At 44.2% G+C, this 26,165-nt stretch carries 36 protein-coding genes and 1 pseudogene; 25 read left to right on the top strand and 12 right to left on the bottom strand.

The window, feature by feature from the left end; genetic code table 11:
• Positions 1-35 precede the first annotated feature (35 nt).
• On the top strand, positions 36-929 hold the full coding sequence (gene ttcA / locus ACED59_RS12160) for a tRNA 2-thiocytidine(32) synthetase TtcA (RefSeq protein WP_029222956.1): 894 nt from the start codon (positions 36-38) through the stop codon (positions 927-929).
• 272 nt (positions 930-1,201) lie between these two features.
• On the opposite strand, the gene uspE is transcribed toward ttcA, so the two are convergent.
• The 10 genes from uspE to ccoN form a co-directional block, all read right to left on the bottom strand.
• On the bottom strand, positions 1,202-2,152 hold the full coding sequence (uspE, locus tag ACED59_RS12165) for a universal stress protein UspE (RefSeq protein ID WP_017097864.1): 951 nt from the start codon (positions 2,150-2,152) through the stop codon (positions 1,202-1,204).
• A 132-nt stretch (positions 2,153-2,284) separates the two neighbouring features.
• Positions 2,285-3,031 carry an FNR family transcription factor gene (locus tag ACED59_RS12170; protein WP_009846714.1) on the bottom strand — a complete coding sequence of 249 codons (747 nt, stop codon included), beginning with the start codon at positions 3,029-3,031 and terminating at the stop codon, positions 2,285-2,287.
• 86 nt (positions 3,032-3,117) lie between these two features.
• On the bottom strand, positions 3,118-3,792 hold the full coding sequence (locus ACED59_RS12175) for a sulfite exporter TauE/SafE family protein (RefSeq protein WP_017097865.1): 675 nt from the start codon (positions 3,790-3,792) through the stop codon (positions 3,118-3,120).
• Positions 3,782-4,018, bottom strand: a complete 237-nt coding sequence (ccoS, locus tag ACED59_RS12180; RefSeq protein WP_012603916.1) for a cbb3-type cytochrome oxidase assembly protein CcoS — start codon at positions 4,016-4,018, stop codon at positions 3,782-3,784. Before ccoS ends, ACED59_RS12175 begins: the two co-directional genes overlap by 11 nt.
• Positions 4,018-6,390 (bottom strand): heavy metal translocating P-type ATPase metal-binding domain-containing protein, encoded by a 2,373-nt coding sequence (locus ACED59_RS12185; RefSeq protein WP_017097866.1) that lies wholly within the window; start codon positions 6,388-6,390, stop codon positions 4,018-4,020. Before ACED59_RS12185 ends, ccoS begins: the two co-directional genes overlap by 1 nt.
• 5 nt (positions 6,391-6,395) lie before the next feature.
• Positions 6,396-6,875: a FixH family protein gene (locus tag ACED59_RS12190; RefSeq protein ID WP_009846710.1), complete on the bottom strand. Its 480-nt coding sequence runs from the start codon at positions 6,873-6,875 to the stop codon at positions 6,396-6,398.
• 85 nt (positions 6,876-6,960) lie between these two features.
• Entirely contained in the window at positions 6,961-7,935 is a 975-nt protein-coding gene (ccoP, locus tag ACED59_RS12195; RefSeq protein WP_009846709.1) for a cytochrome-c oxidase, cbb3-type subunit III, read from the bottom strand.
• Entirely contained in the window at positions 7,935-8,111 is a 177-nt protein-coding gene (locus ACED59_RS12200) for a CcoQ/FixQ family Cbb3-type cytochrome c oxidase assembly chaperone (protein ID WP_009846708.1), read from the bottom strand. The genes ccoP and ACED59_RS12200 overlap by 1 nt, the downstream gene beginning before the upstream one ends.
• A 9-nt stretch (positions 8,112-8,120) precedes the next feature.
• Positions 8,121-8,741, bottom strand: a complete 621-nt coding sequence (gene ccoO, locus ACED59_RS12205; RefSeq protein ID WP_004742292.1) for a cytochrome-c oxidase, cbb3-type subunit II — start codon at positions 8,739-8,741, stop codon at positions 8,121-8,123.
• An 11-nt stretch (positions 8,742-8,752) separates the two neighbouring features.
• Positions 8,753-10,186: a cytochrome-c oxidase, cbb3-type subunit I gene (gene ccoN, locus ACED59_RS12210; RefSeq protein ID WP_009846707.1), complete on the bottom strand. Its 1,434-nt coding sequence runs from the start codon at positions 10,184-10,186 to the stop codon at positions 8,753-8,755.
• A gap of 252 nt (positions 10,187-10,438) precedes the next feature.
• Here ccoN and ACED59_RS12215 point away from each other — a divergent pair, with 252 nt between their 5' ends.
• From ACED59_RS12215 to ACED59_RS12225, 3 genes are all read left to right on the top strand, one after another.
• Positions 10,439-10,804 (top strand): hypothetical protein, encoded by a 366-nt coding sequence (locus ACED59_RS12215; protein WP_017097867.1) that lies wholly within the window; start codon positions 10,439-10,441, stop codon positions 10,802-10,804.
• A gap of 115 nt (positions 10,805-10,919) precedes the next feature.
• Positions 10,920-12,104, top strand: coding sequence for an FIST signal transduction protein (locus ACED59_RS12220; protein ID WP_017097868.1), 1,185 nt, complete (start codon positions 10,920-10,922; stop codon positions 12,102-12,104).
• Positions 12,104-13,828: an ATP-binding protein gene (locus ACED59_RS12225; protein WP_017097869.1), complete on the top strand. Its 1,725-nt coding sequence runs from the start codon at positions 12,104-12,106 to the stop codon at positions 13,826-13,828. The genes ACED59_RS12220 and ACED59_RS12225 overlap by 1 nt, the downstream gene beginning before the upstream one ends.
• 247 nt (positions 13,829-14,075) lie before the next feature.
• Here the strand turns inward: ACED59_RS12225 and ACED59_RS12230 are convergent, their stop codons facing one another.
• The gene (locus tag ACED59_RS12230; protein WP_371704778.1) at positions 14,076-14,348 is read right to left on the bottom strand and encodes a helix-turn-helix domain-containing protein; all 273 of its coding nucleotides are present in this window, start codon (positions 14,346-14,348) and stop codon (positions 14,076-14,078) included.
• A gap of 217 nt (positions 14,349-14,565) precedes the next feature.
• Here ACED59_RS12230 and ACED59_RS12235 point away from each other — a divergent pair, with 217 nt between their 5' ends.
• From ACED59_RS12235 to ACED59_RS12330, 20 genes are all read left to right on the top strand, one after another.
• Complete coding sequence (locus tag ACED59_RS12235) at positions 14,566-14,751, top strand: hypothetical protein (protein WP_371704777.1); 186 nt, start codon at positions 14,566-14,568, stop codon at positions 14,749-14,751.
• A 6-nt stretch (positions 14,752-14,757) separates the two neighbouring features.
• The gene (locus ACED59_RS12240) at positions 14,758-15,567 is read left to right on the top strand and encodes a helix-turn-helix domain-containing protein (RefSeq protein WP_371704776.1); all 810 of its coding nucleotides are present in this window, start codon (positions 14,758-14,760) and stop codon (positions 15,565-15,567) included.
• A 631-nt stretch (positions 15,568-16,198) separates the two neighbouring features.
• The gene (locus ACED59_RS12245) at positions 16,199-16,408 is read left to right on the top strand and encodes an XRE family transcriptional regulator (RefSeq protein ID WP_371704775.1); all 210 of its coding nucleotides are present in this window, start codon (positions 16,199-16,201) and stop codon (positions 16,406-16,408) included.
• Positions 16,405-16,674 (top strand): hypothetical protein, encoded by a 270-nt coding sequence (locus ACED59_RS12250; RefSeq protein WP_371704774.1) that lies wholly within the window; start codon positions 16,405-16,407, stop codon positions 16,672-16,674. Before ACED59_RS12245 ends, ACED59_RS12250 begins: the two co-directional genes overlap by 4 nt.
• Complete coding sequence (locus tag ACED59_RS12255; RefSeq protein WP_371704773.1) at positions 16,671-17,081, top strand: hypothetical protein; 411 nt, start codon at positions 16,671-16,673, stop codon at positions 17,079-17,081. Before ACED59_RS12250 ends, ACED59_RS12255 begins: the two co-directional genes overlap by 4 nt.
• Positions 17,078-17,458: a hypothetical protein gene (locus ACED59_RS12260; protein WP_371704772.1), complete on the top strand. Its 381-nt coding sequence runs from the start codon at positions 17,078-17,080 to the stop codon at positions 17,456-17,458. The genes ACED59_RS12255 and ACED59_RS12260 overlap by 4 nt, the downstream gene beginning before the upstream one ends.
• 14 nt (positions 17,459-17,472) lie before the next feature.
• Entirely contained in the window at positions 17,473-17,979 is a 507-nt protein-coding gene (locus ACED59_RS12265) for a hypothetical protein (RefSeq protein WP_371704771.1), read from the top strand.
• Between the two features lie 125 nt (positions 17,980-18,104).
• Complete coding sequence (locus ACED59_RS12270) at positions 18,105-18,761, top strand: type IV secretory system conjugative DNA transfer family protein (protein WP_009846695.1); 657 nt, start codon at positions 18,105-18,107, stop codon at positions 18,759-18,761.
• Positions 18,762-19,078: 317 nt separating this feature from the next.
• Positions 19,079-19,888 (top strand): major capsid protein P2, encoded by an 810-nt coding sequence (locus tag ACED59_RS12275; RefSeq protein WP_371704770.1) that lies wholly within the window; start codon positions 19,079-19,081, stop codon positions 19,886-19,888.
• Between the two features lie 9 nt (positions 19,889-19,897).
• A complete protein-coding gene (locus tag ACED59_RS12280; protein ID WP_009846692.1) occupies positions 19,898-20,173 on the top strand; it encodes a hypothetical protein in 276 nt (91 codons plus the stop codon).
• Positions 20,174-20,185: 12 nt separating this feature from the next.
• On the top strand, positions 20,186-20,335 hold the full coding sequence (locus tag ACED59_RS12285; RefSeq protein ID WP_371704769.1) for a hypothetical protein: 150 nt from the start codon (positions 20,186-20,188) through the stop codon (positions 20,333-20,335).
• Positions 20,332-20,562 (top strand): hypothetical protein, encoded by a 231-nt coding sequence (locus tag ACED59_RS12290; protein WP_371704768.1) that lies wholly within the window; start codon positions 20,332-20,334, stop codon positions 20,560-20,562. The genes ACED59_RS12285 and ACED59_RS12290 overlap by 4 nt, the downstream gene beginning before the upstream one ends.
• Positions 20,559-20,975, top strand: a complete 417-nt coding sequence (locus ACED59_RS12295; RefSeq protein WP_371704767.1) for a hypothetical protein — start codon at positions 20,559-20,561, stop codon at positions 20,973-20,975. The genes ACED59_RS12290 and ACED59_RS12295 overlap by 4 nt, the downstream gene beginning before the upstream one ends.
• Positions 20,975-21,646, top strand: a complete 672-nt coding sequence (locus ACED59_RS12300; RefSeq protein ID WP_371704766.1) for a hypothetical protein — start codon at positions 20,975-20,977, stop codon at positions 21,644-21,646. Before ACED59_RS12295 ends, ACED59_RS12300 begins: the two co-directional genes overlap by 1 nt.
• Positions 21,643-22,251, top strand: a complete 609-nt coding sequence (locus ACED59_RS12305; RefSeq protein ID WP_371704765.1) for a hypothetical protein — start codon at positions 21,643-21,645, stop codon at positions 22,249-22,251. Before ACED59_RS12300 ends, ACED59_RS12305 begins: the two co-directional genes overlap by 4 nt.
• Positions 22,251-23,141, top strand: coding sequence for a hypothetical protein (locus ACED59_RS12310; protein WP_371704764.1), 891 nt, complete (start codon positions 22,251-22,253; stop codon positions 23,139-23,141). The genes ACED59_RS12305 and ACED59_RS12310 overlap by 1 nt, the downstream gene beginning before the upstream one ends.
• 1 nt (position 23,142) lies before the next feature.
• Entirely contained in the window at positions 23,143-23,313 is a 171-nt protein-coding gene (locus tag ACED59_RS12315; RefSeq protein ID WP_371704763.1) for a hypothetical protein, read from the top strand.
• Between the two features lie 53 nt (positions 23,314-23,366).
• Positions 23,367-23,786, top strand: coding sequence for a virion protein (locus ACED59_RS12320; protein WP_371704762.1), 420 nt, complete (start codon positions 23,367-23,369; stop codon positions 23,784-23,786).
• Positions 23,787-23,877: 91 nt separating this feature from the next.
• Complete coding sequence (locus ACED59_RS12325; protein ID WP_009846682.1) at positions 23,878-24,105, top strand: hypothetical protein; 228 nt, start codon at positions 23,878-23,880, stop codon at positions 24,103-24,105.
• A 356-nt stretch (positions 24,106-24,461) separates the two neighbouring features.
• The gene (locus ACED59_RS12330) at positions 24,462-25,166 is read left to right on the top strand and encodes a hypothetical protein (RefSeq protein ID WP_009846679.1); all 705 of its coding nucleotides are present in this window, start codon (positions 24,462-24,464) and stop codon (positions 25,164-25,166) included.
• Positions 25,167-25,170: 4 nt separating this feature from the next.
• Here ACED59_RS12330 and ACED59_RS12335 read toward each other — a convergent pair whose 3' ends face one another.
• Positions 25,171-25,587 (bottom strand): DUF3653 domain-containing protein, encoded by a 417-nt coding sequence (locus ACED59_RS12335; protein ID WP_135382167.1) that lies wholly within the window; start codon positions 25,585-25,587, stop codon positions 25,171-25,173.
• Positions 25,588-25,893: 306 nt separating this feature from the next.
• Between ACED59_RS12335 and ACED59_RS12340 the strand changes: the two are divergent.
• A pseudogene (locus tag ACED59_RS12340) lies at positions 25,894-26,165 on the top strand (hypothetical protein); the annotation flags it as partial.

Here is a 26,165-nt window from a genome sequence, read left to right on the forward strand (position 1 = left end):
TCTACAGTCGGTAATACGACGGTGTGAGAGTCGCAATGAACCAAAACGAAAATAAAAAAGAAACACTTGAATTCAACAAGCTTCAGAAACGTCTGAGACGAAATGTTGGAAATGCCATCGTTGACTACAACATGATCGAAGAGAATGACGTAGTAATGGCATGCATTAGTGGCGGTAAAGATTCATTTGCGATGCTAGATATTTTGCTACGTTTACGTGAAGCTGCACCTATCAAATTCGATGTTGTTGCCGTAAACCTAGACCAAAAACAACCTGGCTTTCCTGAGCATATTCTTCCTGAGTACTTCGAAACTCTGAACATTCCTTACTACATCGTAGATAAAGATACGTACTCCGTAGTTAAAGAGAAAGTGCCAGAGGGTAAAACAACTTGTGGTCTATGTTCTCGTCTTCGTCGTGGTACTTTGTACTCGTTTGCAGAGAAAATTGGGGCGACTAAGATTGCTCTTGGCCACCACCTAGACGATATTGTTGAGACGATGTTCCTGAACATGTTCCACGGTGCACGCTTGAAAGCAATGCCGCCAAAATTGCGTTCTGATGATGGCCGTAACGTTGTTATTCGTCCACTGACTTATTGTCGTGAAACGGACTTAATCCAATACGCAGAGCACCTAGATTTCCCAATCATTCCTTGTAACCTGTGTGGCTCTCAAGAGAACCTACAGCGTCAGAACATTAAAGCGATGTTGATTGATTGGGATAAGCAAACGCCAGGTCGTGTTGAGAAGATTTTCAAGTCAATTCAGAACGTAAGTCCAAGCCAACTGGCTGACCGAGAATTGTTTGATTTCGTAAACCTTCCACTAGACCGTAGTGAAGATCGCAAGGCCTACGAATTCGAAGAAGCTGAAATTTCCTCTTCAAATATTGATGAGTCAATGTTCATCGACGTGACTAACGTATAATACCAATCGTAGTAAATAACTGTTCATCCTAGCTGGTTAAAACACTCGATAACATCGTTAGAAATTTTGATTGTAGAATAACTACTTATCGAAAATTTCTGCCTTGTTCTCAAGCATTTTTCCTGCGCTATTTATTATCACTTACTTACTGTGATTGGTATAACGAGATATTCGCGATTCTGTATTTGGAATGGCGGAAGCTCTAGATAAATAAAAACGCCTCAAGCAGTGCTTGAGGCGTTTTTTTATGATTTTAAATCAGCTATAGGGGATTAACCTATAGACAAATTGGGATCAAGTGGACTTACATAACCCGACGGTTTAAGTGCAAGTACGTCACAGTTAATCTTGTCGATTACATGTTCCGCAGTATTACCAATAAACACAGCAGACAATCCGGTACGGCCGGTGGTACCAAGAATCACCATAGCAGCGTTGTTTTCAGACGCGACACGAGGAATAACATCTTCTGGCAAGCCTTGCTCAACAACAGTTTGCTCTTCACTCATACCGTGTTTCTGGCGCAACGCTTTCATCGCTGTTAAGTGATGACCACGAACCGCGTCAGTATAAGAGGTTGGGTCAAACTCTGGCAGCTCGATTGTGATATTAGCAGGTGTCACCGGGTAGGCGTTTACCAATAGCGGCTCAGCATCTAAACGACCTGTGATTTCAAGTAACCTGTCGACCATCGTATCATTGAGCTCTAAGTGAGCTTCGGTTTCAGAGCCAACATGGACTGAAGCGTAAATCTTCGCGTGTTCTGGCCAGAAATCATTTTTAACCAATAGCACTGGGCTAGGGCATTTTCTCAATAAGTGCCAGTCGGTAGGAGTAAAGATGACAGATTCTAAGGTATCGTGCTTACGCGTACCTTTGATTAGGATGTCATGCTCGCCACTGTAAACCTCTGCAATGATCGCTTCATACGGGCGGTTATGCCAAACCACTTGCACGTTAAATTCAATGGAATCATCAAGGTAAGGAGCCGCCACTTTATTCATCCAAATTTCACGTTGATGAATTACACCTTTACGCATTGCGTCTCTTTCATCGACAGAGAGCATAGATGTCATGTCATACGAGAAATCGTAGATCGATAAAAAGAAAGTGATGTGGCTTGTTGATGTGCTTTTCTTGGCAAGTTGGATAGCACGAACTAGAGCAGGTTGCTCATCGTGATTAATGTCTGCGACAACTAAAATTTTGTTATAGATACTCATAACTAAGCCTACTTTTCAGACCGAACATATAAATAATGTAGCGTAGTTATGGAGAGAATAAGAGAAATATAAGAGGTTTTAAGAGAGAAACATGATGTAGCTCATTATTGAACTACATCATTGATATCTAGACTATTCTTTTGAAACGCCAGCAAGTTCCATCAACGCATCGTGATCTTCGATAGTGATATATTTGCCTTTAACGCTCAAGATGTCTGCTTTTTGGAAGCGACCTAAAAGACGGCTAATTGTTTCAACAGTCAAACCAAGGTAGTTACCAATATCGCCACGAGTCATCGTTAGGCGAAACTCACGTGGGCTGAAGCCACGTTGAGAGAAACGAGTAGAAAGGTTGTAAAGGAATGCAGCAAGACGCTCTTCCGCGTTCTTCTTAGAAAGAAGCAGAATCATTTCTTGGTCACCTTTAATCTCATTACTCATCAGACGCATAATTTGCTGACGCAATTTAGGCATTTTGCCTGATAGGTCGTCTAGAATTTCGTATGGAATTTCACAGACCATAGAAGTTTCTAACGCTTGTGCGAAACTAGGGTGCATGTCACCAGTAATCGCATCGAAGCCAACAAGATCGCCCGCTAGGTGGAATGCAGTAATCTGCTCATCACCTTGCTCGGTAATCGTGTAGCTCTTGATCGTTCCAGAGCGAATAGCGTATAGAGATTTAAGCTCGTCACCGGCTTTAAATAACTCTTGGCCTTTTTGAATAGGCTTTTTTCTCTCAATGATCTGATCAAGTTGATCGAGTTCAGATTCATTCAAAGTAAACGGAATACAGAGCTGGCTAATACTACAATCCTGGCAATGGATCGCACAGCCACCAGACTGAACACGTTTCGTCACAGGCTTTTCAGAAATCATAACAATCTTTCACTATTTGATATACGTCAATATTTTAGCATTCCTTAATCCTAAAGGGTAGTAAAAAAACCGGATTAAAGACGCCGCTATACGGTATAAATAATAAGCTGTAGCGCCATATAACCGGTATAGAAGCCGTAAATGAGGATTAAAATTGCACCAAACTGACGAAATAAGTCAGCTTGTTGCAGTTTTTTGAGGAAATTTGCACCCATTCCAACCGTGAGCATCGCAGGGAGGGTTCCTAAACCGAAAGCAAGCATGATACCCGCTCCGTTATACCAACTTCCTGATACGGCCGCCCATGTCAGCATAGAATAAACAAGGCCACATGGTAACCACCCCCAAATGAAACCAAATGGTAGAGCGTGACTAGGATGCTTCAATGGTAGAAATGATTTACCGACAGGAGAGATATAGCGCCATAGTTTTTGTCCGACTTTTTCAAAAAACAACAAGCCGAACCACCATTTTCCAATATACAAACCTAAGACGATCATAAAGCCAGCAGCAAATAATCGCAGCCAACCAAGCAGAGCGTTAAAATCGCTTAGCTGACCTATAGAAGAAATTGCACCGCCAACCACACCGCCAATCACGGCATAGCTTAGCAAGCGTCCTAGGTTATATAGCAGGGGAATGACAGGGGAAGGTTTACTGTTGCCAATTGAAAGAAGCGACGCAATGCCACCACACATTCCCATGCAGTGACCTGCGCCGATCAACCCAACAACAAAAGCTCCGATCCAATCAGGCGTCATCGTTCTTTTTGTCTAAGTTAGTTTGGCTTTCTCCGTTAGCTTTCTCGTTCTTAACAGGTTTACTATCAGAATGATGATGAGCATTAGTGTCTTCATCAAACAGAATGTTGTGGCCTTGACGCTCAAGGTCTTCAAACTGCTCACTCTTAACGGCCCACAGAAAGATACCGACAGCGATGCACACAAGTACGATCGCAATTGGAATAAGTATGTATAAACTTTCCATTATTTACCTTGCTCTTTTAAGAGCCTTAACGAGTTAGACACAACAATAATAGAGCTAGCAGACATGCCAACAACGGCAATGTATGGAGCAACCAAACCCGCTACGGCCAATGGAAGAATAAGTAAGTTATACCCCAACGACCACGCTAAATTTTCACGGATTATCTTACGCGTTTTAAGCGCTAATGTTCGTGATTTAAGTAATCTATCGAGTTTGTCACCCAATAACACCATATCCGCTGAGGCTTTCGCCACGTCGGTACCGCCGCCCATAGCAACCGAAAGGTGTGCACCTGCAAGAATCGGCGCATCGTTAATACCGTCACCAACCATCATGGTGATGTCACTAGCGTCTCTAGAGTTTAAATAAGCCAGTTTATCTTCTGGCTTCGCGTTAGCAACAATGTCAGTAATACCAATCTCTGCCGCAACAGCTTTCGCGTTAATCAAGGAATCGCCAGTCAGCAGCGTGGTTTTGATTCCCGCTTCTTTGAATTGCTTAATGAACTCAATACTTTCTTTACGAATCGGGTCTTCATAAGTGAATGTTGCGATATGTCGACCAGACATCGACAAGTAAATACCATTGCTTTCCGATGTTTGTGCATCACCAAGAATGAATTCACTGCTGCCGATAGCGACTTCTTGTCCATTCCACTCACCAGTGATACCAGAGCCAATTACGTTATTGACAGACTCTACTTCGATATCATCAGAAAGATGAGTCTTGAACGCTTTCGCAATAGGGTGGTTAGCATGTTGCTCTAGGCTCGCCGCTACTTTCAGACAGGTGTCTTTGTCAAGTTCTGCGAAGGTTTCAACTTGGCTGATACGAATATCACCCTCGGTCAACGTACCTGTTTTATCTATGATCAAGTGATTCACTTTGCACAAAGTTTCAAACACATGGCCTTTGCGCAGCAAGATACCGAAATTACCCATACGAGAAGTTGAGCAGGTGATGGCTGTCGGTGTTGCAAGCGATAGAGCACAAGGACATGTCGCAACAAGTACCGAGAGCATAATCCAGAAAGCATCTTCTGGACGTGTTTGGTGCCAGTAAAACCAAGTGCCGAACGAGATAACCAGAATCACAGCAACAAAGTATCGAGCAACCACATCGGCAATCTCTGCGATGCGAGGCTTAGACAGTTGCGCTTCATCCTGAAGGCGAACGATATTGGAAATCACGGAATCCGCTTTAGACGTCATCACTTCCAATTCAAACGATTCATCACCATTCAATGTACCAGCAAAGACGGTATCGCCTTCATTCTTAACCACATGAATCGATTCGCCAGTCAGCATCGATTCATCAATATGAACTCTACCAGACAGTACTTTACCATCCGCAGGGATATGCTCACCGGGTAGAACCCGAATCTGATCGCCAACCTTCAAGGTTTTTACCGGAACTTGCTCACCGTCTAAAGTTGTCGCCATCGCAGGAACCAACTTAAGCAGGTTACCACTCGCGGCTGCTGCTTTACGACGCGCGCGCATCTCAAGGAAACGACCAAGCAACAAGAAGAAGGTGAACATCGAGATAGATTCAAAGAACACTTCGCCTTGCTCTGTCACCGTTGCCACTAAACTCGCAACATAGGCAAACAATAGAGCGATCGACACAGGAACATCCATGCCCAAGGTTCGGCCTTTAATACTACGCCAAGCGTTAATATAGAACGGTAATGCAGAGTAGAGAAGAACTGGCGTTGCGAAGATCAAACTCACCCAACGAAAGTAGCTTTTGAATTCCGGCTCAAGGCTGCCAAAAACTTCGAGATAAAGCGCCACGGCTAGCATCATAACTTGCATGGTCGCTAAACCCGCGACACCAAGACGATAAAGGTAGTTTTTCATCGAACGATGATAAGCAGCTTCTTGTTGGTCAGCCTCGAATGGTGCGGCTTTGTAGCCCAACCTATGAATCGCGGATAGCAAATCGCTCAGTTTGGCCTGAGTGTTGTCCCAGCTAAGCAGGGCACGGTTAGTCGTGGTATTAACACGAATACTCACAACGCCAAGCTTTGAAGAAACTTGCTTCTCAATAAGCCAAGCACAAGCCGCACAAGAGACACCATCTAGTGACAATGTCACCTCAGAGATGTTTTCGGAGTTACGGACGAACTCAAGTTGAACATCTTCATTGTCATAGTGACTGAGAGCCAGAAGTTGCTCTGGCACCAGATCGGCTTTTTCAGCCGGAGCAGTACGGTATTGGTAATAAGAGACCAAACCGCTATCTATGATTGTCTGGGCTACGGTTTCGCAACCCGGACAACACATCGGACGAACCGATCCTAAAATTTCCACTTTAAAATCCGTTTCCGCTGGTACATCTTCACCGCAGTGATAACAGGATTCACACATAAGCTTTAATTCGTTAGTTGAGTAGGAGTATCAATAGGGAAGTTCATGCGACCTTGCACTAACCATTCAGAATCATGCGGAGAAAGCTCAATAAACCATGGTCCTTGCATTTCGTGATCCAAAGTCATGGTGTAGTTGCCTTTCGCATCCGCTGTCAGTAGTTGAGTAAAATCGCGGTCAGGCAGTGTTCTGTGAACAAACATTGCGTTAATCGCAGGGAAGTGATCGAGTTTACCTTTCTCAAGAGTAATGATAACGGAGTTACCTTTCTCGTTAACTGAAGCTGAAAGGCCGAGTTCCTTTGCAATATTTACTTTTGAAATGTCGACATTAATGCCTTTTCCTTTTTTATAGTAATCCTCAGTCACTAGGTCTACAGAGTTCTGTGTGAACACAATAACCGTCATGATGGTCCAAATAACTACTGTCGCTGGCAACGCGATTAAGAACCACGGCCAAAACTGTTTATACCAAGGCTTTACCATAAAAAAGATCTCAAAAAAGAATAAAAAGAAGGGGTTATAAAATAAAGGAAAGACAGCCTCTTAGAAAGAGGCTGTTATTGAAATGTTACTTATTATCCGAGTTGCTTAAGCTCCACACGTATGATGAAATCAGTTGTACTTTATCCTCGCCTAGAATGTCTTTCCAAGCAGGCATAACGCCAGAGCGTCCGTACATTACTGTTTCCGTCACAGCAGCGCGAGAGTCGCCAAACAACCAGTCGCGGTCGGTCAGGTCAGGTGCACCTACAGCAGGGTTACCCTTACCATCTGTACCGTGACATGCAGCACATACAACAAAGCGTGCTTTACCAGCTTCAGCTTCACGAGCATTCACACTACGTCCAGAAAGGCTAAGCGTGTAGCTAACCACTTCTTTAACGCCTTGCTCACCAAGTGCATCTTTCCAGCCAGGCATTTGGCCAACACGACCATGCATGATTGTTGTCACGATAGCTTGTGGTTCACCACCATATAGCCATGCGTCATCAGTTAGGTTAGGAAAACCTTTTTGACCACGAGCATCAGAGCCGTGACACTGAGAACAGTTTTGCAAGAATAAACGTTGGCCCACTTTAATTGCGTCAGCATCTGATGCAATGTCAGGGACAGAACGTAAACCATTTTCGTCGTGAGCTAGCTTTTTGAATGCTTCACCAAAATAGGTGTTGGCGTCATCAAGCTCTTTCGCGTACTCGTCTAACTGCTTGTTCGCTTGAGCCGCAGCAATCGAAGAGCGAGACTCTTCAATACTACGAACTTCTTGGTTTGAACTTGTCCACCCTAGTAGACCTTTAAAATTGCCAAGGCCAGGGTAAAGAGCAAGGTAAACCGCTGCAAACACAATCGTACTGATGAAAAGGTATGTCCACCATTTTGGTAGTGGGTTATTAAGCTCACGAATACCATCGTATTCATGGCCCATATCATGACCTTCTTCTACGCCAGTTCGATCTTTAAAACACCAACGAAGCAAGACAGCACAACCAATTAGGGTACCAATCGTAATCGCACTAACCCAGATACTCCAGAATGTACTCATTACTTTGTCACTCCTTGATTTTTAGAACTTGTTGCCGGCTCGTCGTCTGCAAACACTAGGTTCGCATCTTCGTCGAAACGTGATTTACGATTCTTGCCGTATGCCCACCAAACGATGCCGATGAAGCAAGCAAAAACAGTAACAGTCCAAACACTTTGAAATGTAATAATGTCCATAATTATTCCTTATTTCATTGCGTGGCCAAGCGATTGAAGGTAAGCGATGATTGCATCCATCTCTGTTTTTCCTTCAACATCTTGTTTAGCGTTAGCAATTTGTTCGTCTGTGTAAGGAACACCAAATTGATTACGGAAGAGTTCAAGCTTCTGTTGAGTCAATTTGCCATCAAGTACATTCTCAGCAAGCCATGGGAAACCAGGCATGTTTGATTCAGGAACAAGTTCACGAGGGTCGATAAGGTGAACACGGTGCCACTCATCAGAGTAACGATCACCAACACGCGCTAGATCTGGACCAGTACGCTTAGAACCCCATAGGAATGGGTGTTCCCAAACGCTTTCGCCCGCTACAGAGTAGTGACCGTAACGTTCAGTTTCAGAGCGGAAAGGACGAATCATTTGGCTGTGACATACGTTACAACCTTCGCGGATATAAATATCACGACCTTCCATTTCCAGAGCAGAGTAAACGCGTAGGTTTTCTACAGGTTCAGTCGTCTGCTTTTGGAAAATAAGAGGGGTAATTTCTACTAAAGCACCAAAACTGATAGCAATAACGATCAAGATCGCCAGTAGGCCAACGTTCTTCTCTACCAACTCATGGCGATTATTTGAATTTGAGCTCATTCTAAATCTCCTTAAGCCGGTTGAGGGATAGCTTTAAGGCTATCTTTAGGTGCAGAAACAGTTTTGTACGTGTTGTATGCCATTAGGAACATACCAGATAGGAAGATAAAACCACCTAAGAAGCGTACAAAGTAGAACGGGTAAGATGCTTCTACAGATTCAACGAAGCTGTAAGTTAATGTACCGTCAGAGTTAACTGCACGCCACATCAGACCTTGCATCACACCAGAAATCCACATTGCAACAATGTAGAAAACCGTACCAATCGTTGCTAACCAGAAGTGAACATTGATTAGAGATACAGAGTACATACGCTCTTGACCAAATAGTTTAGGAACTAAGTGGTAAACCGAACCGATAGAAACCATCGCAACCCAACCTAGCGCACCAGAGTGAACGTGACCGATAGTCCAGTCCGTGTAGTGAGATAGTGCGTTAACCGTTTTGATTGCCATCATAGGGCCTTCGAAAGTCGACATGCCGTAGAATGATAGAGAAACGATTAGGAAACGTAGGATAGGGTCGTAGCGTAGCTTATGCCACGCACCAGATAGAGTCATAATACCGTTGATCATGCCACCCCAAGATGGAGCAAACAGAACCAAAGACATAACCATACCTAGAGACTGAGTCCAGTCTGGAAGTGCTGTGTAGTGTAGGTGGTGAGGACCAGCCCAAATATACAGAGACACAAGAGCCCAGAAGTGAACAATCGACAAACGGTAAGAGTAAACAGGGCGACCAGCTTGTTTAGGAACGAAGTAATACATCATACCTAGGAAACCAGCTGTCAATAGGAAGCCTACCGCATTGTGTCCGTACCACCATTGCACCATTGCATCGATCGCTCCGGAATAAATCGAGTACGATTTAAACGCAGATACAGGAACAGCCAGGCTGTTAACGATGTGCAACACGGCAACCGTGATGATGAAGGCTCCGAAGAACCAGTTAGCTACATAAATGTGCGATGTCTTACGCTTAATCATGGTTCCGAAGAACACGACCGCATAAGCTACCCACACAAGAGTAATAGCAATATCGATTGGCCATTCAAGTTCTGCGTATTCTTTACCAGAGGTTAAACCTAACGGTAAAGTAATTGCAGCGGACAGGATAATCGCTTGCCAACCCCAAAAGGTAAAGGCTACGAGAGGGCCACCAAAGAGACGCGTCTGACAGGTACGTTGCACAACATAATATGATGTTGCAAACAGCGCACTTGTACCGAACGCAAAAATAACCGCATTAGTATGCAGGGGACGTAAACGACTGTACGTCAGCCACGGCGTATCAAAGTTTAGCTGTGGCCAAACTAATTGAGCGGCAATCAAAACACCAACGCCCATACCGACAATACCCCACAAAATTGTAACGAGGGTAAATTGACGGACGACCGTATAGTTGTAGTTTTGTTCAAGCTGCTTTTCTTGGCTCATTTGCATGCTTCCAATTTCTTATTTACTACACTTTACTTCCAACACGACTCACGTCGTAATGCCACCCAAATTAGAAAAGGAAATTCAGCCTATTCAGAGCTTTATTTCCACTTGCTGATTTTAAAAAAAAGTGGCATTTTCAACGCGACACTATACTTGAATTAACAAATCAATGACAGAGTAGTAACCTTACGCTTGGTCTGGAATTGGATTTTTATTTAAAAACTTTGAACTTTGTAACAAGGAGTAAAGATTATAATGGCGGCACAAAAGCTAACAAAAGGCAGGCTTGTTCAAATTATCGTCATGTTGGTTATTTTAATAGCTGCATTTACTTGGAGAACAGTGACATACGACAATGACGAAACAGTAAACTGTATAATTTCTAAACCTTGCCAAATTACTATTGATAAACATAATGTTTTAATTTCGGGTGATAACCTAGGGTATTCGATCGAAACATCTAAAACTGGTAAATTTATCATTAACTATAATGAGAGTGGAACTCTAGAAGAAAAAGGGGCATCAATTTGGCTGTTACGAACGAACGCTCAGAACTCCTCAATAACGGTTACATTTCCACAACAGATAGCCACATTTTCTGTAAACCTTTCTAAGGAATAACACAGTAACAAATTAGTCTCGCCTCAATTCTTTTGATAGAAATATGTACTAAGTCAGTGAAATAGATTGTATAAAAGTGTTATAAAGAGAGCATTAATAAAATCTTCCGAGATCTATGAAATTTCTATCAAAAGTCTCTTATTCCCTAGACGATAAAATCGCAGTAGATGAGCTGCTCAGTGGGGTGGTAAACCCTGACGATATTGCCTGTCTTATCTGCTACTGTACAGAAGAGTACTCCACACTCGCAGTGCAGAGATATTTCGTAGATGCGCTCCCGAATACGCCAATACATGGCTGCACCACTTGTCACGGTATTATGACCGAAACAGGGTTCCATTCAGGCCCTGTGATTGGGATACTCATCATCTATGATTCCGGAATCAATGCCTACGGTACTGGCATCAGTCACTTTGGCGATTCCATAGAACGTAGTACGTTCAGCGCCATCGATAAAGCATTAAAGAACGCCAACCGAGAAGGTGAAATACCCGATCTTATCTTGCTCCATTCCACCCCAGGAAATGAAGAGAAGGTGATGGCGGCCATCGATAACAAATTTGGCACAGAGGTGCCGATTATTGGTGGAAGCGCAGCAGACAATCAAGTGTCTGGAAATTGGAGTATCTTTACCGAAGAAGCTCTTGCTATTAATGGCGTCTCTTTAACGGTGTTTTTTGCGTCACAATCCATCTATTCATCTTTTAGCGCCGGTCATACACCCACCCAGTATTCAGGCACCGTCACCAAAGTAAGAAATCGAATATTGTTAGAGATCGACCATAGGCCTGCGACCACCGTTTATAATGAATGGACTGATTTTCATTTAGGTGGCAGTGATGATGGGTATATTTTTGAAAAGTCGACAGTTTATCCATTAGGCCGAAAGGTCGGCTCTTCTTACGACTACCCATATTTCAAGTTATCGCATTCGATCAGAGAAACTGAGTGTAACGGTATCGAGTTGTTCACTGATATAAATGAAGGTGACACCATCTATTTGATGCAAGGCTCTAAGCAACAACTTATAAGTCGTGCCGCTAACATCATTCATTCGTCTTACTATAATGATATGGATCTTGAAGAAAAATTAGGGGCGATCAACATATTCTGTGCAGGACCAATGCTGCACCTAAAACAAGATATGGATGAGGTTTGTGACCAAATCAATCACGCACTTGGTGGGCTTCCATACATATGTCCATTTACGTTTGGTGAGCAAGGCAGACTCTCTGGTGGTGAGAATGCGCACGGAAATTTGATGGTATCTTCTGCAACGTTTTATAGGCTGAAAAAGTAATGGATACTGAAGACCAAGAAGCGCTGCAAGAAGCTCGTATTGAACTGCAAAAACTAAAGGTCCGTGAACGTAAATTAGCTGAAGAGAATAGGGTGATCCTATCGACTATCTCTGCGATCAGTAAGGCGAGTAACATATCTGAAATATTTTCTAGTCTCGAATTTGCACTCAAAAAATACATTAAGTTTGATGATTTTATTGTGGTATCAAGAGTAGGGAATGAAGGTAGTTTCAAAACCCTGTTAACCAATAACAAAGTATTTGAACAAATGAATTGGACAGATTGTGGCAAGCTATCGCGAGTCATTAATGGAGAATGCGCCATTCTTTTTGAACCCAAATCTCTGGGTGAATTCAGCACTTTGCATCCCATTATCCTAGACCAAATTAACTCTGTACTGATTACTGGTATTGATAGCGGACTAACACAATCCGTTATCATCTTTATCCATTCCAATACCAAACACTTTAGTATTGAAACCAAAGCTACTCTAAACCGATTTCGACCGCTGATTGAGCGTGCTGTTTTCGATATTGAAAACAAAGAAAAACTTGAAGCGACAGTCCGAGAACGTACAGCAGAACTCGTAGCAGCAAGAAAAGACGCAGAAAGAGCCAACAAAGCCAAATCTGAATTCTTAGCAATGATGAGTCATGAGTTAAGAACGCCGCTAAACGCTACCATAGGCTTAATCGACACGCTAAAGTCCACACCGCTGAATGATGAACAACAGTCTATATTGTTAAATATGAGTACATCATCTGAACTCCTATTGGCGATCATCAGTGATGTATTGGACTTTTCAAAGATTGAATCTGGATGCTTCTCGTTGGCTCCTCAATGGAGTAACGCAAGAGACACTGTAACTTTTGTTTTGTCTGAACAAAAGAAGATAGCAGACGATAAAGGGTTGTCGTTAACCCTAACTAGCGACATTCCAGAAGGTGAACTACATTACATCGACCCAAGTCGCTTAGCACAGATCCTTTTTAATCTCATTGGTAACGCAATAAAGTTCACTGAACACGGGCATGTACATGTTTCTATTACATACCAGCACAGTTCATTCCGTATTAGCGTAGAAGACACCGGAATTGGCATCAGCTCACAGCAACTTTCGTCGTTATTCAGTCCGTTCGTGCAAGCCGATAGCACAATCACGCGTAGGTTTGGTGGCACCGGCTTAGGTTTAGCAATAACAAAACGACTAGTAGAACTGATGCGCGGGCATATATTGGTCGAGAGTGAGCCAGGAAAAGGCTCGAAATTTGAAGTGCGGTTACCAGTTCTAACGAAAGTTACGAACAATCAAGATCATGCTGCAGAAGATAAATACTCGCAAGTTCCAAGAACCCGTTATTCAGTGTTAGTTGTTGAAGACAACCCAACGAATCAGATGGTGATTAAATTGATCCTTGCGCGTCAAGGCCACGAAGTTTTCATCGCAAGCAACGGTGAAGAAGCCATTGGCTTTGTAGAAAGAGGTAATGATCCGATAGATATTATCTTGATGGATGTGTCGATGCCAGTTATGGACGGAATAACCACAACCAAATACATGAGAGACGCAAACATCAAAACACCAATCGTCGCGCTAACGGCACACACATCAGTAGAAGATAAATTTTCTTGTTTAGATGTCGGTATGAATGATTTCATTACCAAACCTGTAAGAACCAAAGAGATCATTGAAGCAATTGATAGGTTAATGCTTGAAGTCTAATAAACGTATTCTTAATCGAAGATTAGGAAATATGTTTATTAGGTATTTTATGGTAAATAGACTTACTGTTAAATAGAACGTCAGTTTGGTAGTCAAACAAGAGGCAGGGCATCACACAAAGATACCTGCCTTATAAATACTAAACCCAATTTAACATAATATACATAATACGCAGTGTGATAGGCAAAAAATAAAGGCATCTTTCTCAACTAAATCAATTAGATACCCTTACTTTTTGCCTATCTGATTATGCTATTTTCTTATCTTGTAAAGCTCGTTCAACTGCATTGATTACACGGTCACTTTTAGAACGTTCCGCTATATTTGCCAGTAAGACAAAGTCCACATCTAAACCTAGTATATCAGCCACTTCACAAGCATGTTCTTCGCTCATTGTGCCACCGTTTCGCCATTTATTGACTGTACTGTGGTGTAACTCTAAGTATTTAGCTACTTGTCTATCGCTAACTAATTGTTTTTCAACACGTAAACGATTGAGTAAGTCTAACGTAGTTATCATATAAAGCCCTCCCAATCACAGTATAGTCTAGAGCGCAGAGTGACTGTAAGCAGTAGACACCCATGTGCAAATGATCTTTAATCGACCTCGTCAAGTCGGGAGACTTTGCGAACACCTTTTTAGCCCCCTTAGTAGATTGCAAGCTCTTTGGGGGCTGTCTGAAAAGCTGTGTTCACACTCAAGTATTGACCAGACTTATTAAAAAAGGATCAACACCATGTCAAATCAAAGTAAAACCCCTGTCGATATAATCAAAGACCGTATGGATGTGTTACAGAAACACGCCGATGAATACCAATCAAACCCGTCTTTGACCCAGCATGCAAAAGAAGCATCAGCTAATTACTACCGTGGTGCTTTAAATGAGCTTTACCGCCTTACAAAATGGCTAAGCGCGAATTAATCAACCATGGAACTCACGCCGTACCAGCAAGAAATCACCAAATACAACAAAGCAGCCGCTAAGAAAGCCGCTGATGGTGGTTCTCCATACCTACACAAAGGTAAAGCTGACGTATTTAGATACTTCTCTAAGAATGGCGCACTAACACAACCCTCTATAATCAACCGTCTACGAAAGTATCACGGTATCGATACATTCAAGAAGCAAAACCGCCGTAATAACTTCACTGAGGTTTGTAAGTGGATCGTTGCTAACGTCTGCTTAGAAACACGTACTTTCTCAAGTAACGGTACTCAAGGCCAGATAGCCGAATCTATCGGCGTCAATCAAGCTACAGTGTCTCGCATTATTGCTCTCATGATAAAAATGGGAGTTATCCGCCCTGCTTTCACCGACGATGAGAACCCAAGCGTACAGAACGCGGGTGTGGTTGGAGACAAAGACGGGATCCCACTTAATAACGTTTATGTCGTTCAAGATGATTTCTGTTTTCTTGCTGGCCCTACGGCCGGAATGAAGCTTGAAAAAGCCTTTAAAGATGCAGACGAGAAAGCCTACGCAAAAACAAACTGGACGCTTAAAGAGCGTTTGCTCACGGTGCGCAATACACTGTGGGAAGGTACGATTGAAAGACGTATCAAGCAAATCACAGAGGGCTGCTTTAAAAAGGTTGTGGCAAAGGCTACGGACCGCTCTAGAGCCGTTCAAATCATCATGAAACGCATGATAGACCGTGGTGAAGACCGCGAGCTAACAGACAACCAATTCGACCGCATAGTCAATTACAGGCTCAAATCCTGCGGCTTTTCTGCATAATCTACACCCCGTAGAGAACAACGCGATCCCCCTACTTTATATCTAGCTCCAAATCCCTTTATATGTGCCTCAGAACTATCCACAAGGCGCATTTGTCCGCAGTTATTATCTCAGCATTCAAAAATTATCTACAGCCAACAGGTTCATTCAGTGAGTTATTATTATGTAGTGCATAAGGAGTTTTAGGGTTTAAGGCATACCACGGGATTTTAAAGGCATAACCTTTCTTAACAGTTAATAAATATATAAGAAGACTATAATTACCCCTCGAAACTCGGGGATAAGTGATACCTCCCATTAAATCGCTGGTGAGGCTTGTGGGTAACGTCAGATTCATTGAGGCGATTTAACGGGCCCCAGGTGATACAGGGAACTTATACACAAGAGCCGAAGCTGCGCATGCTTGATGAGTTGGACGTGATTCTAAGAGCCTATCGCTTCGCGATGATTCTGGCAGGAAGAAAAGGCGAGATTTAAGGGCGGTACTTAAAAGCCCACCTCATGGTGGTTGCTGTTAGCAATGCACATACATATATAAAACAAGTACCTTATATATATAAAATATGTATAATAAACCTCGTTCGTAAAACCTCCGGCTTGTTTCTTTTAACGTCAGTTAAGGCAACGAGCTATGGAACCATCCAAATATAAGTACCCTATTACGGCTAAACTGATACGTGATGCACGTTTACGTTCAGGCCTACAACAGAAAGACTTCATTTCTCAAAACAACCTTGAAATCACTCAAGCGACCTTTTCGCGTTGGGAAACGGGACAGATACAGGTGCCCGCTAATGTCCTACTCAAACTTGGGTTAGTTAGCGAGGCCATTGTCCTATGAGCCTCAAAAATACACCCCTTACTTCCCCAAAAGCTAACTTTATAGTGATCGCCCTTTTTGGGTTTTTGCTCACTGGCTGCGACAAAGGCAGCATGTTCAACACAAAGCAACTTAATCCTGATGATGTATCTAGAATTGAAGCGGCAGGAACAGACCTACGTTTATATGAGTTCACACCTGTAACAGCGCCAAGCAAACAATGCTTGTTTGTTGCTGGAGAACGTAAAGGCGGCCTAACCTGTTTTGATAAAGAGGTGCAGCAATGAGCCTCAAAAATCAATTCACCAAAATCATAAACGGCATCAAAGAATCGCGCCGCGTTCTCGAGGACGCGTCCCCAGATTGGCCAAAAGTCTCCCCCCTTAAATTGGTCGGTACCGTAAAGGAATACGCGATCACAAACTTCGAAGCTGCCCGCGATATCTTCGACAGCAAAGTGGCCGCGCTCGAGAACCTACAGCAACAAGTCGATGAGCTAGAAAAGCAACTCGATTTAATTAAGTTTGCAATTCAAGCCGACCTAGAAGCAACAGCTCTTGGGGCTGTTGCTTCAGCAGATCAAGCCAAGACAATCGCAGAGCTCGAAAAGCAGCTGGCTACCCTAGCCCCTCAAGCTACGAAGACCGATGAGCTATGCGAACCGCTCAAGAAGATTCAAGGAGAAGAACAATGATTCTAGGTTATGTGAAATGCACCGCCCCTAATTGTGATGAAGCGATGGAAGTCAGTCAGTGCAGCGGTAAACGTTCAGCTTATCTAAAGGGACGCTGTAACGCTTGTAAGTGTACCGAGCAGCGCAGCAATGCCAATACTCAAGACTATCTAAAGCAGCACAAGCCTTTGGAAGAGTTGAACCCTGTAGCCGAAGTGCAACAGGAAGACACATCGACGCAACTCGAACCGCAATTAGTGCAATCAGAAGTGCCAAACGAGCAACAATCTGACCAAAACAGTGAATCACGCGAGATTTCCAGTTTGGTCTGTGCTGGCATTGGCGCGTTTATTGGCTTAACCCTTGGCAAAGCCGTTACTGTATTGAAAGTTATTTAAGGACACCCTATCCCATGAGCAAGCAAGACAAGCAAGAATTAGAACAGCCTATCCTCGAGAACAAAGAACTTGAGACGCATACGGATAAAGACAAAGCCGAGTTCTTAGACGAACTTGAAAGCGACTTCGATCCACAAATCGCGATCGACAAAGCAGAAGAGAAAGTCGAAGCGGTGAACGCGCAAAAGCTTGCGCTGCAGGCAGCAGAAGAAACCGTTCTTGTCGGTGCTGGCATGGCTGACTTCGCGGTTAAGGAAATGCTGGACGAACGTCTGGAGATTGGAGAAGACAACGCCCACGCTTTAGCTAAGGCTGCCGCGCCCGTCATCTTAAAATACAACGTATCTCCCCCACCTTGGGCGGTAAAATACAAGGAAGAGATATCCTTGGGTGTGGTTGCGCTTAGTATCGGTGCCTCGCTGTACATGCAGTATCGCGGCCTCAAGAAAGCCGATAAACAAGCGGCCATTGATGCGACAAAGGAAGCACAGGAAGAAAAAGAGCAGCATACCGCCCATTAAGCTGTTAAGTGATGCAAATCACACTTAATGCATATCTAAGCCGCTTGATGTTAGGCATCTAAGGCACATAAAGCAGTAACACTAAGGCCGCCCACTTTCGGGCGGTCTTTTTATTAGGGTTAGATATGGAACCAATCAACAATAACAACAAACTCGATAACCACCACGCCTACATTGTCGGCATGTCGGGTTCGGGTAAATCGTCCTTAGCCAAAAAGCTCTTGATTGCTGCGACTGACCAAGTCGCTATCTATGATCCAAAGCGTGAGTATGACGGGCTTATCGTTGGCCGGAAAATTCGCGTTTATAGCAACTTACGCACCTTTGCGAGTGCACTCATGGCCGGACGAGAAACCAAGCAAGGCTTTAAGATAGCTTATCGCCCCTCTGAGCCTTGTGCTAAAGACTTCGACCTGTTTTGCCGTGTTGTATGGGGCTGCGGAAATGGCAAGCACAAGAAGCCGCTCAAGGTCATCTGTGAGGAAGTCGCGGAGAACTCAACAAGCGCAGGCAAAGCAACGGGCTATCATGGCAAGCTGCTTCGCCTTGGTCGTTCGTACAACATCCACACCGTCAACCTATTCCAACGTGGCCAAGAAGTACCAAAGACCATCGTCGATAACTGTGAATATGGGTACATCATGCTAACCAAGACACCCAAGAGTCGCCGATACCTAGAAGACTTGACCGGAATATGTGCCGATGAACAGTCAAAATTAGTCAAATTTGACTACTTCAAGCAATACGGTGTGGTCGTGGAAAAAGGCCGAATCCGTTGGTAAATGTGAAATAAATCACACTTAATGCATATCTAAGGCATATGACCATTAGGCATCGAAGGCACATAACGCAGTACCAATAAGGCCTCTTTGGCAAGCGATGACGTTTACGCGTACAGACTCCGTTTACGAACTTCCTTCCATATGGACGCCCACTTTCTGGGCGGTTTTTTTCTTATTGGAGTAAATCAAAACATGAAATTAAATCCGAAGAACATCGGCATTATTGCAGGTATCGCGGCACTGGTTGCTGCTGGTGTGGTTTGGGCGTCAAACAACGTTGACGCTGTTGAAGACACAATCGGCTAAGGGGTAGCTACATGAATTCAATTATGAAGCTTAATTCGTTTACTGGTGGTGTTTGGGGTGAAAAGGCAATCTTGACCATTCCAACGGGTCCTACGTATGAAGAAATCTTTCTTGAAACGAACCTGACGCCAGCGCAAATCAAGCGCGTGTCTATCACGTTAAACGCTGAAGAAATCATTGTACTTGATGGCGAGCTAATGAAAGCACTTGAAGCTTACAAAGGCATGCCAGCTGCAAGCGGTTTCTACCATATCCCTCTTGCGGATATCACAGCGAAAACGAAAAACGGCATGCGTTACACATCGCTAGTAACAGAGCAAGGCGACAACATCACTCTTGAAGTTGAGATTGTTGATAAACCTGCGGCTGACTCTCCTGATGTGCAACTCAAAGGCCATGCGACTGTCTCCCCAGGACAACCCGCACGAATCGTTGTGCCAATGATTCAGAAGCAGACCATGCAAGCCAGTTCTACCGAGAACGAATTCCTAGACCTTAAAAGTGGTCCATTGATTCATTTGCGCCGCTTGCACTTTATGAGCAATGAAGTAAACGGCCTAGAAATTCACAAAGACTACGTGAAGCTCTACGACTCAACACGGTCTGTTGAAACGATGCGCGCAAAACGTAACAAGCGTTTCTGGCAAGTGGGCTGCTTCCACTTCGATCCAATCATGCGCGGTTACTACCTAGACGAACTGTTCAATACGGCTCATGCCAATGAACTGAAGTTCACGGTTAAGACGGCCTCAGCGGTTGGTTCAATTCCAATCATTGTCGAATCAATCAAAGTCGTACGTCCAGACCTTATTGTTGAGTAAGGAGGGCTTATGTCTCTTTGGGATGATTTAGGTAATTTTGGAGCAGGCTTGCTAGATACAGTCGGAGAAGGCGCGGACGCTCTTGTCAAAAACGCCACAACCGAAAAGCAGCAAACTGTGAACGCCGGAACATCGGCACAAGTCACCAAGAAAGCAGACGACCACGGGAACAAGGTCACCCCCGCTAAACCACAACAAGAAGACGATAAAACGCTTCTTTATGTGGGCGGTGGTGTGGCGGCGGTGTTCACTCTGGGTTTGCTGATTGTATTGGCGAAAAGCTAAAGGAGTACGCTTATGCCTTTAGTTTGGGTAGCCCTAGCCGCTGGCGGCGTGGGCTTTGGTGGGGGCTTCTTTGCAGGTTCGACAGCATCGAAAGTCCTAAAACTCGCCGCCCTTGGGGGCGGTGGTTATATCGCTTACAAAGTGATTAAGGGGAGCAAATGATTCCTGCATTAGGTGCGGCGGCTGGCGGTTTATCAGCGGGTGGCTCTATGCCAATTAGCGCAGGCGGTGGCTCTGCGGGTCCAAGTGAAGCAACTGGGACTAACTCAATTGGCGGTATCCGTAACGCAGCGATTAACTTTGGTGGCGGAGCGATGCAAAACATCACCAATAACCTACCAATCATTGCAATCGTTATTGTTGCGGGTATCTGGGCGGTGAAGCGATGAAGTTAATTTTATTAAGACCTAATCGCCCTGACCTACCCGCTTTATTTAAGCTGATTAAGCGAGCGTTTAACGGCGTGACAGACGCAAAGGTTGAGTTTGAATTTTGCCGTGAAGCGGTGGAAAACAAACGCGCGAGTTTTTACCACCTGTTTGACCGTGAGCAAGGCGTATCACTGCGTTTTGTCGGTTATGTAACAAGTGAAAACGACTACTTGATTTTAGCGATGACGGGCAAAGGCTTGTTAAAAGGTGCGCCGACAATCATCGATGCGGTTAAGTCTAAAGGCTATCGCTCAATCAAGTATCACACGGTTCGCTTAGGTATGTGTCGTGTTTTACGACAGTTCGGCTTTGTCATGTCTCATCAATCAGAGCATGACTCTGTGATGACGCTTAATTTGGAGGGCGTGTAATGGGCGGCGGCGGCAGTAGTAGCAGTGCAAACACAACCAATACCACCAACACTAACGGCACCAGTGCGGTTAGTGGAGATAACTTGGGCGTCATCATCTCTGGTGTGAATGGCAACATCGGTAACATTACATCAACCGACCACGGTGCAATGAAAGCGGCTGGAGATATTGCTAAATCAGCCCTATCGGGTAACGCTGACGCGATGCGCCGAGCGGCTGAATTAGGCTCCAATGCACTTCGAAGTAATGAACGAGTTTCAAGTGACGCACTTCGTAGTAATGAACGAGTTTCGAGTGATGCGCTTCGAAGTAATGAGCGAGTGTCAGAAAAAGCACTTCGCTTTGGTGAGAAAGCTCTAGGCTTTGGCTCTGATGCTCTCAAAAGTAATGAACGAGCAACAGATAAAGCTCTGGCCTTTGGTGAGAAGTCGCTAGGGTTTGGTGAGAAGTCACTCGATGCCGTGTCAAAGACCAACTCTGAAGCAATCCAAGCAATGAAAGCCTTATCAGCTCAAAGCAGTGAAAACGCTAGAACAGCCATGAAGATGGCAGAAACGGCGAAAACGCACGAGCAAACAGGCACAGCCCCACAAATGACTAAAGTCATTCTAGGAGTTTCGGCTGCGCTAGTTCTTGGCTTTGGTGCCCTTGCATGGAGTCGAAGCTCATGAAACTAAATCCAGACACTCAAACCCCCATTTCTGTGGGTGGTAAAGGTAAATACTTGATTGTGCGCTCGACAAGCGCACCTGTATTTATCAGTGCCGATAACCTCAAGCCGCAACGACTTGAATCGGGTGACCGAATCAATGTCACTGAGTTCGATAAGATGTTCTTAGAACACCGTCAGTCACAGACAGTGACCATTGACTATCAAATCTCAGACGCAGAGATAAGACCAGCCTCTACAAGCGGTATTGAAGTTCAGCGCATTGTTGAACCCATTCAATTTAGCGCAACGGTCAGTGTTAAAGACGGCCTGAAAGTCGAACCGCTTTCACCAAACACATTGACCACGACGCCAGATATCGAAATTGCCCCGAATACCAAAATGAAAATCGGTAATAGCGGCTTTAAAAAAGTATCTGTTCAAGTCATTAGCGATGACGTAACAACACTGCGAATTGGGGATTTTAGCGTCGCCTCAAATCGCGGCCTATTGGTGATGGGAAGCAAACAGGCAACTGGTGCCCTATCGTTGGATTTTAGCGGTGAGCTTTATGCGTATAACGCAAGTCAAAGCACAGCTCGCCTTTCGGTTGTGGGAGTTAAGTAATGCACGTAAGCAACCCATTCTTTAATACACAAACCAAGATTGCAGACATCGACCAGTTAACAGACCGTTTACTGACTTTGAGTAATCAAGATACACAACTGATTAGTGACGTGTTGGATCTAACCAAGAAAGACACGGCATTATTAAAATCAATACATCAACAAGCGACTCAAATCACAGCATTAAAAAATGATGTCAGCAAGGCGCAATACACGGCGATTGCCAGTAGCGAAAACCTACTGATTAACCCTCGCGGTAAAATCAACCAAGCCAACGAAAGTGACGGTGTACTGGCAGCGGGTCAATACTTTTGTGACGGCTGGAAAGCTGGCGCAGCTGGCGCGGAAGTTTACCGAGATGCAGACGGCTTCCGCTTGGTGAGTGGTTCAATCGTACAGCTAGTTCCAAATACGATTGATGTCGGGCTTACGCTTCGCGGCAATATGGATACAGTCAGTGGTACACCTCAAATCCATATTAACGGCGGTACGGATACAGCGACAGCAGACAGTCAGCAGTACATTAAGTTTGAAGTGTCGGGGAATGGCTCCAAGTTCACTCGCTTAATTCTAGCTGAATCTTCAAGCTTACCGATTTATCAGCAGCCATCAAATGAGTTACCCCCCTGTCAAAGGTTTCTGATTGTCTCAGACAGAAGCGTGCGCTGTGCTGTGGGACAGTTGCACCAAGGGCAATCTTGGATATTAGGTGTCGCAAATGTTGGTTTTGCTTCAATGGTTAAAAAACCTGCCGTATCTGTAACACCCCGCACAGGGTGTCAAGTTGTCGTCTCGGACGTTAGACCGGATGGTTTCACTTTAACTAATGCGTCAGGCACACCTACAGCAATAGCCGGAATCACCGCTTTTGTCGCAGACGCGAGGCTTTAGCATGAAATACACAGACCAAGACAAAAACGCTGTTATCTGCAATCACCCAACCAACGGCCAAGAATGGACAGTCCCTCGCGGACACCGTTTTTGGACTGAGTTTGGCATCGACCAAGCTGAGAAGCGTGGCGAGATTGCAGACGCTGACCCACAACCACAGCAGGCGCAGTAATGCGCCCGCTTTTCCTTTTACTCGCAATAGGAGCCACTGGAGGGCTTTTATACATGGCGCATCAAAAAACATTACCTCGAGGTGTTCGCAACAATAACCCGCTGAACATTCGTGAAAGCAAAGGTGACACCACTCAGTGGAAAGGTGAAGCCCTACTCGATAGCGACAAAGCATTCGAAGAATTTAAAAACCCAGCGTTTGGCTTTCGTGCCGGTGCTCGTGTCTTGCGTTCTTACGAACGACAAGGCTTTTGCACACTCAGCGAAATGATCAACCGATTCGCACCTGATCATGAAAACGACACTGACCACTACATCAAGTTTGTCAGTCAAAAAACAGGTATCACCCCAAATCAACGCGTAAACGTGAACGATAACGACGAGCTGGCCAAGCTACTGCACGCAATGTCACGCCTCGAAGTCGGCAACTACTACACGTTGGAAATGGCACAAAAAGGGGTTGCCATGGCATGACCAAAGAAGACTACAAGAAAATTGCTATTACCGTTGTAGGTGGCGTTCTTGCCGCCTACGCAATCAAGTATTTACAAGGACATAAACTACTATGAACCTGAAAGCCTTTCTAAAAGAAAAATTAAGCATCGACCTAGAGCAACCATCAACTAAAAAAGGCCTTGCCTTAGTTAGTGCGGGTGTAGCTCTTGCCATTGGACATCCTGAGCTAATAACCGCAAGCGTAACCCCTGAGGGCGTAGAATATGGCGGCATCGTTGGTACGGCTTTACCAATCGCACTTGGCCTATGGGAAACCATCCGTAAGGAGTGGGGTTAATGGAAATAATTCAAACCTTGGGGCTAGATGGTAATACTATCTTGATCTTGGTTGGACTATTTAAGCTTCACACAAGAATCACCATATTAGAAACAAAAGGCGCACATGCGTAAGTAGGACAATGTGAATAAACGGGCTGCATTAATCCTCCCAATTACCCTGCTCTTTTCTGTCTACGTTTATGCTTCGGCAAAGAAAAAGAGTATTGATAATTATCCACTGCGTAACTTCCCTCGGGGTTCTCGAGAGAGAATCCCCCACCTAGACAAGTTAATCAATCAATTATAAAGCTCGCATTTGCGGGCTTTATCTTTTTTATCTATGATACGCACCTCATATATGAAAGAGTAAACGCAATGAAAAACAAAGGCTTAATTTTTGGTTTGGTTACTATCGTCGGTTTAGTTGGTTGTGGCGGTGGCGGAGGTGGTGGCTCAACGGCTGCACAGCCTGTTAAATCGTTCAAAGGGGACGGCTTATACGTTAACCCTGCCGACTTATCCGTCATGCTTGTAGATTCAAAGCGATCTAAAAACAACCTGATAGTGGGTGACTTTGCGAATGACAGCATCTATTTTGTCGATACCGCGACCACTACAGAAACATCGATGACAACGAAAGGAATCAAGCTGGCCAACAGCAGCGCATTCGTGCAAAACAGTACTCAAGTGATGAATGCTAAATTTGATAAAGCGATCGTTACGCTTACGTCTGTGTTCAATGGTACAAACCTCGTCTATTCAATGAATAAGACAGCGGCATCCTTACCTATTGGCCAAATCACAGGAACGCACACGAACCCAAGCGACGGGAGCACATGGACGATTAATTCTGATGGGACATTTGCAGTAAATGGCGTATGTAGCATTACAGGTAAACTTGTGCGTAATGGCGAATACTTCAATGTGGACAACGCGACAGCCGTTTCTTGTTCCCAATCCTCTCTCAATGGAACCTATAACGGAGTTCTATTAACGGTTAAGCATAACGGCAAAGATTACATTGCTGGCCTATTGGGGAATGACACAGGCCTATTGTATGGGAATGCCCCAAAAAGTTGAGGCATCAACTAGTTTTTACAGGGCGGCTAACGCCCTGTTTCCTTAATTTAAATCGTCTCTTTTTTTTTCGTCTGAACTGAATGACATTCGAAGTCATATCAAAGCTCATCTTGATATCTAACTCCATTAGATCATAAGCGGTAAGCTCTCGCCCACCGGGAGTATAAAGAACATCACCACGAATCTTAAAACCTCGCCACGGCTTAGAGGTTGGCAAATATCCCCTATGCATGACAAGCAGCAATCTAACAACGGACAACGGCCAATTACCATTGCTGATCCAGTTCTTAACCGTTTGGGGAGTTACCCCGAAATAGTCTGCAGCTTCACTGTGGCCGTCGAAATGCCATAACAGCAAGTCGTTTACTTGATTGATATATAAGCCGTTGTTGAATAGCTCATCTTTTATTTTATTTTTCATGTGATCTATGTCTCATTATTATAAATGGGACGAGAATCTTATTTTTGTGCTGCTTTAGTGGCAATCTGCATAAGAGCTTCATATTTACTAATATCTATAATTGTGACCGTCCTAGAATATATCCATCAAATGCATAGTGTTGATTTAACCATTAGTGTAACTAATTGAACATAAAAGCAAATAATACGTAGTGGGATTGTAGGCCCCAGATAGTAATGTCACTTTTGAGCCAGATTAAAATGTCACCTTAGCACTGGTTGCTGACTACATTTCATGTACCAGCTTCGGTTACTAAGGACTACTGAGATGTTGATTGCCATGAGTGAAAAAGAAATTAGTCGATTCAAAGTTATTCAAGACGTCTGTGAACATCGTTTGCGTCGTACTGATGCGGCAGAGATTCTCTGCTTGAGTGTCCGTCACATCCAACGCTTGATGAACCACCAAGGATTCCTCGTAAGCACAAGTTTAAGTAAATGTAATATATTTAGACTTTGTAACCAAAATCTAGAAGGTCTGTCTCTAGTGATCTGCTCCAGTAAGACTGGACACCGCATTAAGCGACATATTGTTTTTCA

Source organism: Vibrio sp. FF266 (assembly GCF_041439695.1).
In the GTDB taxonomy this organism is placed as follows: Bacteria; Pseudomonadota; Gammaproteobacteria; order Enterobacterales; family Vibrionaceae; genus Vibrio; species Vibrio tasmaniensis_A.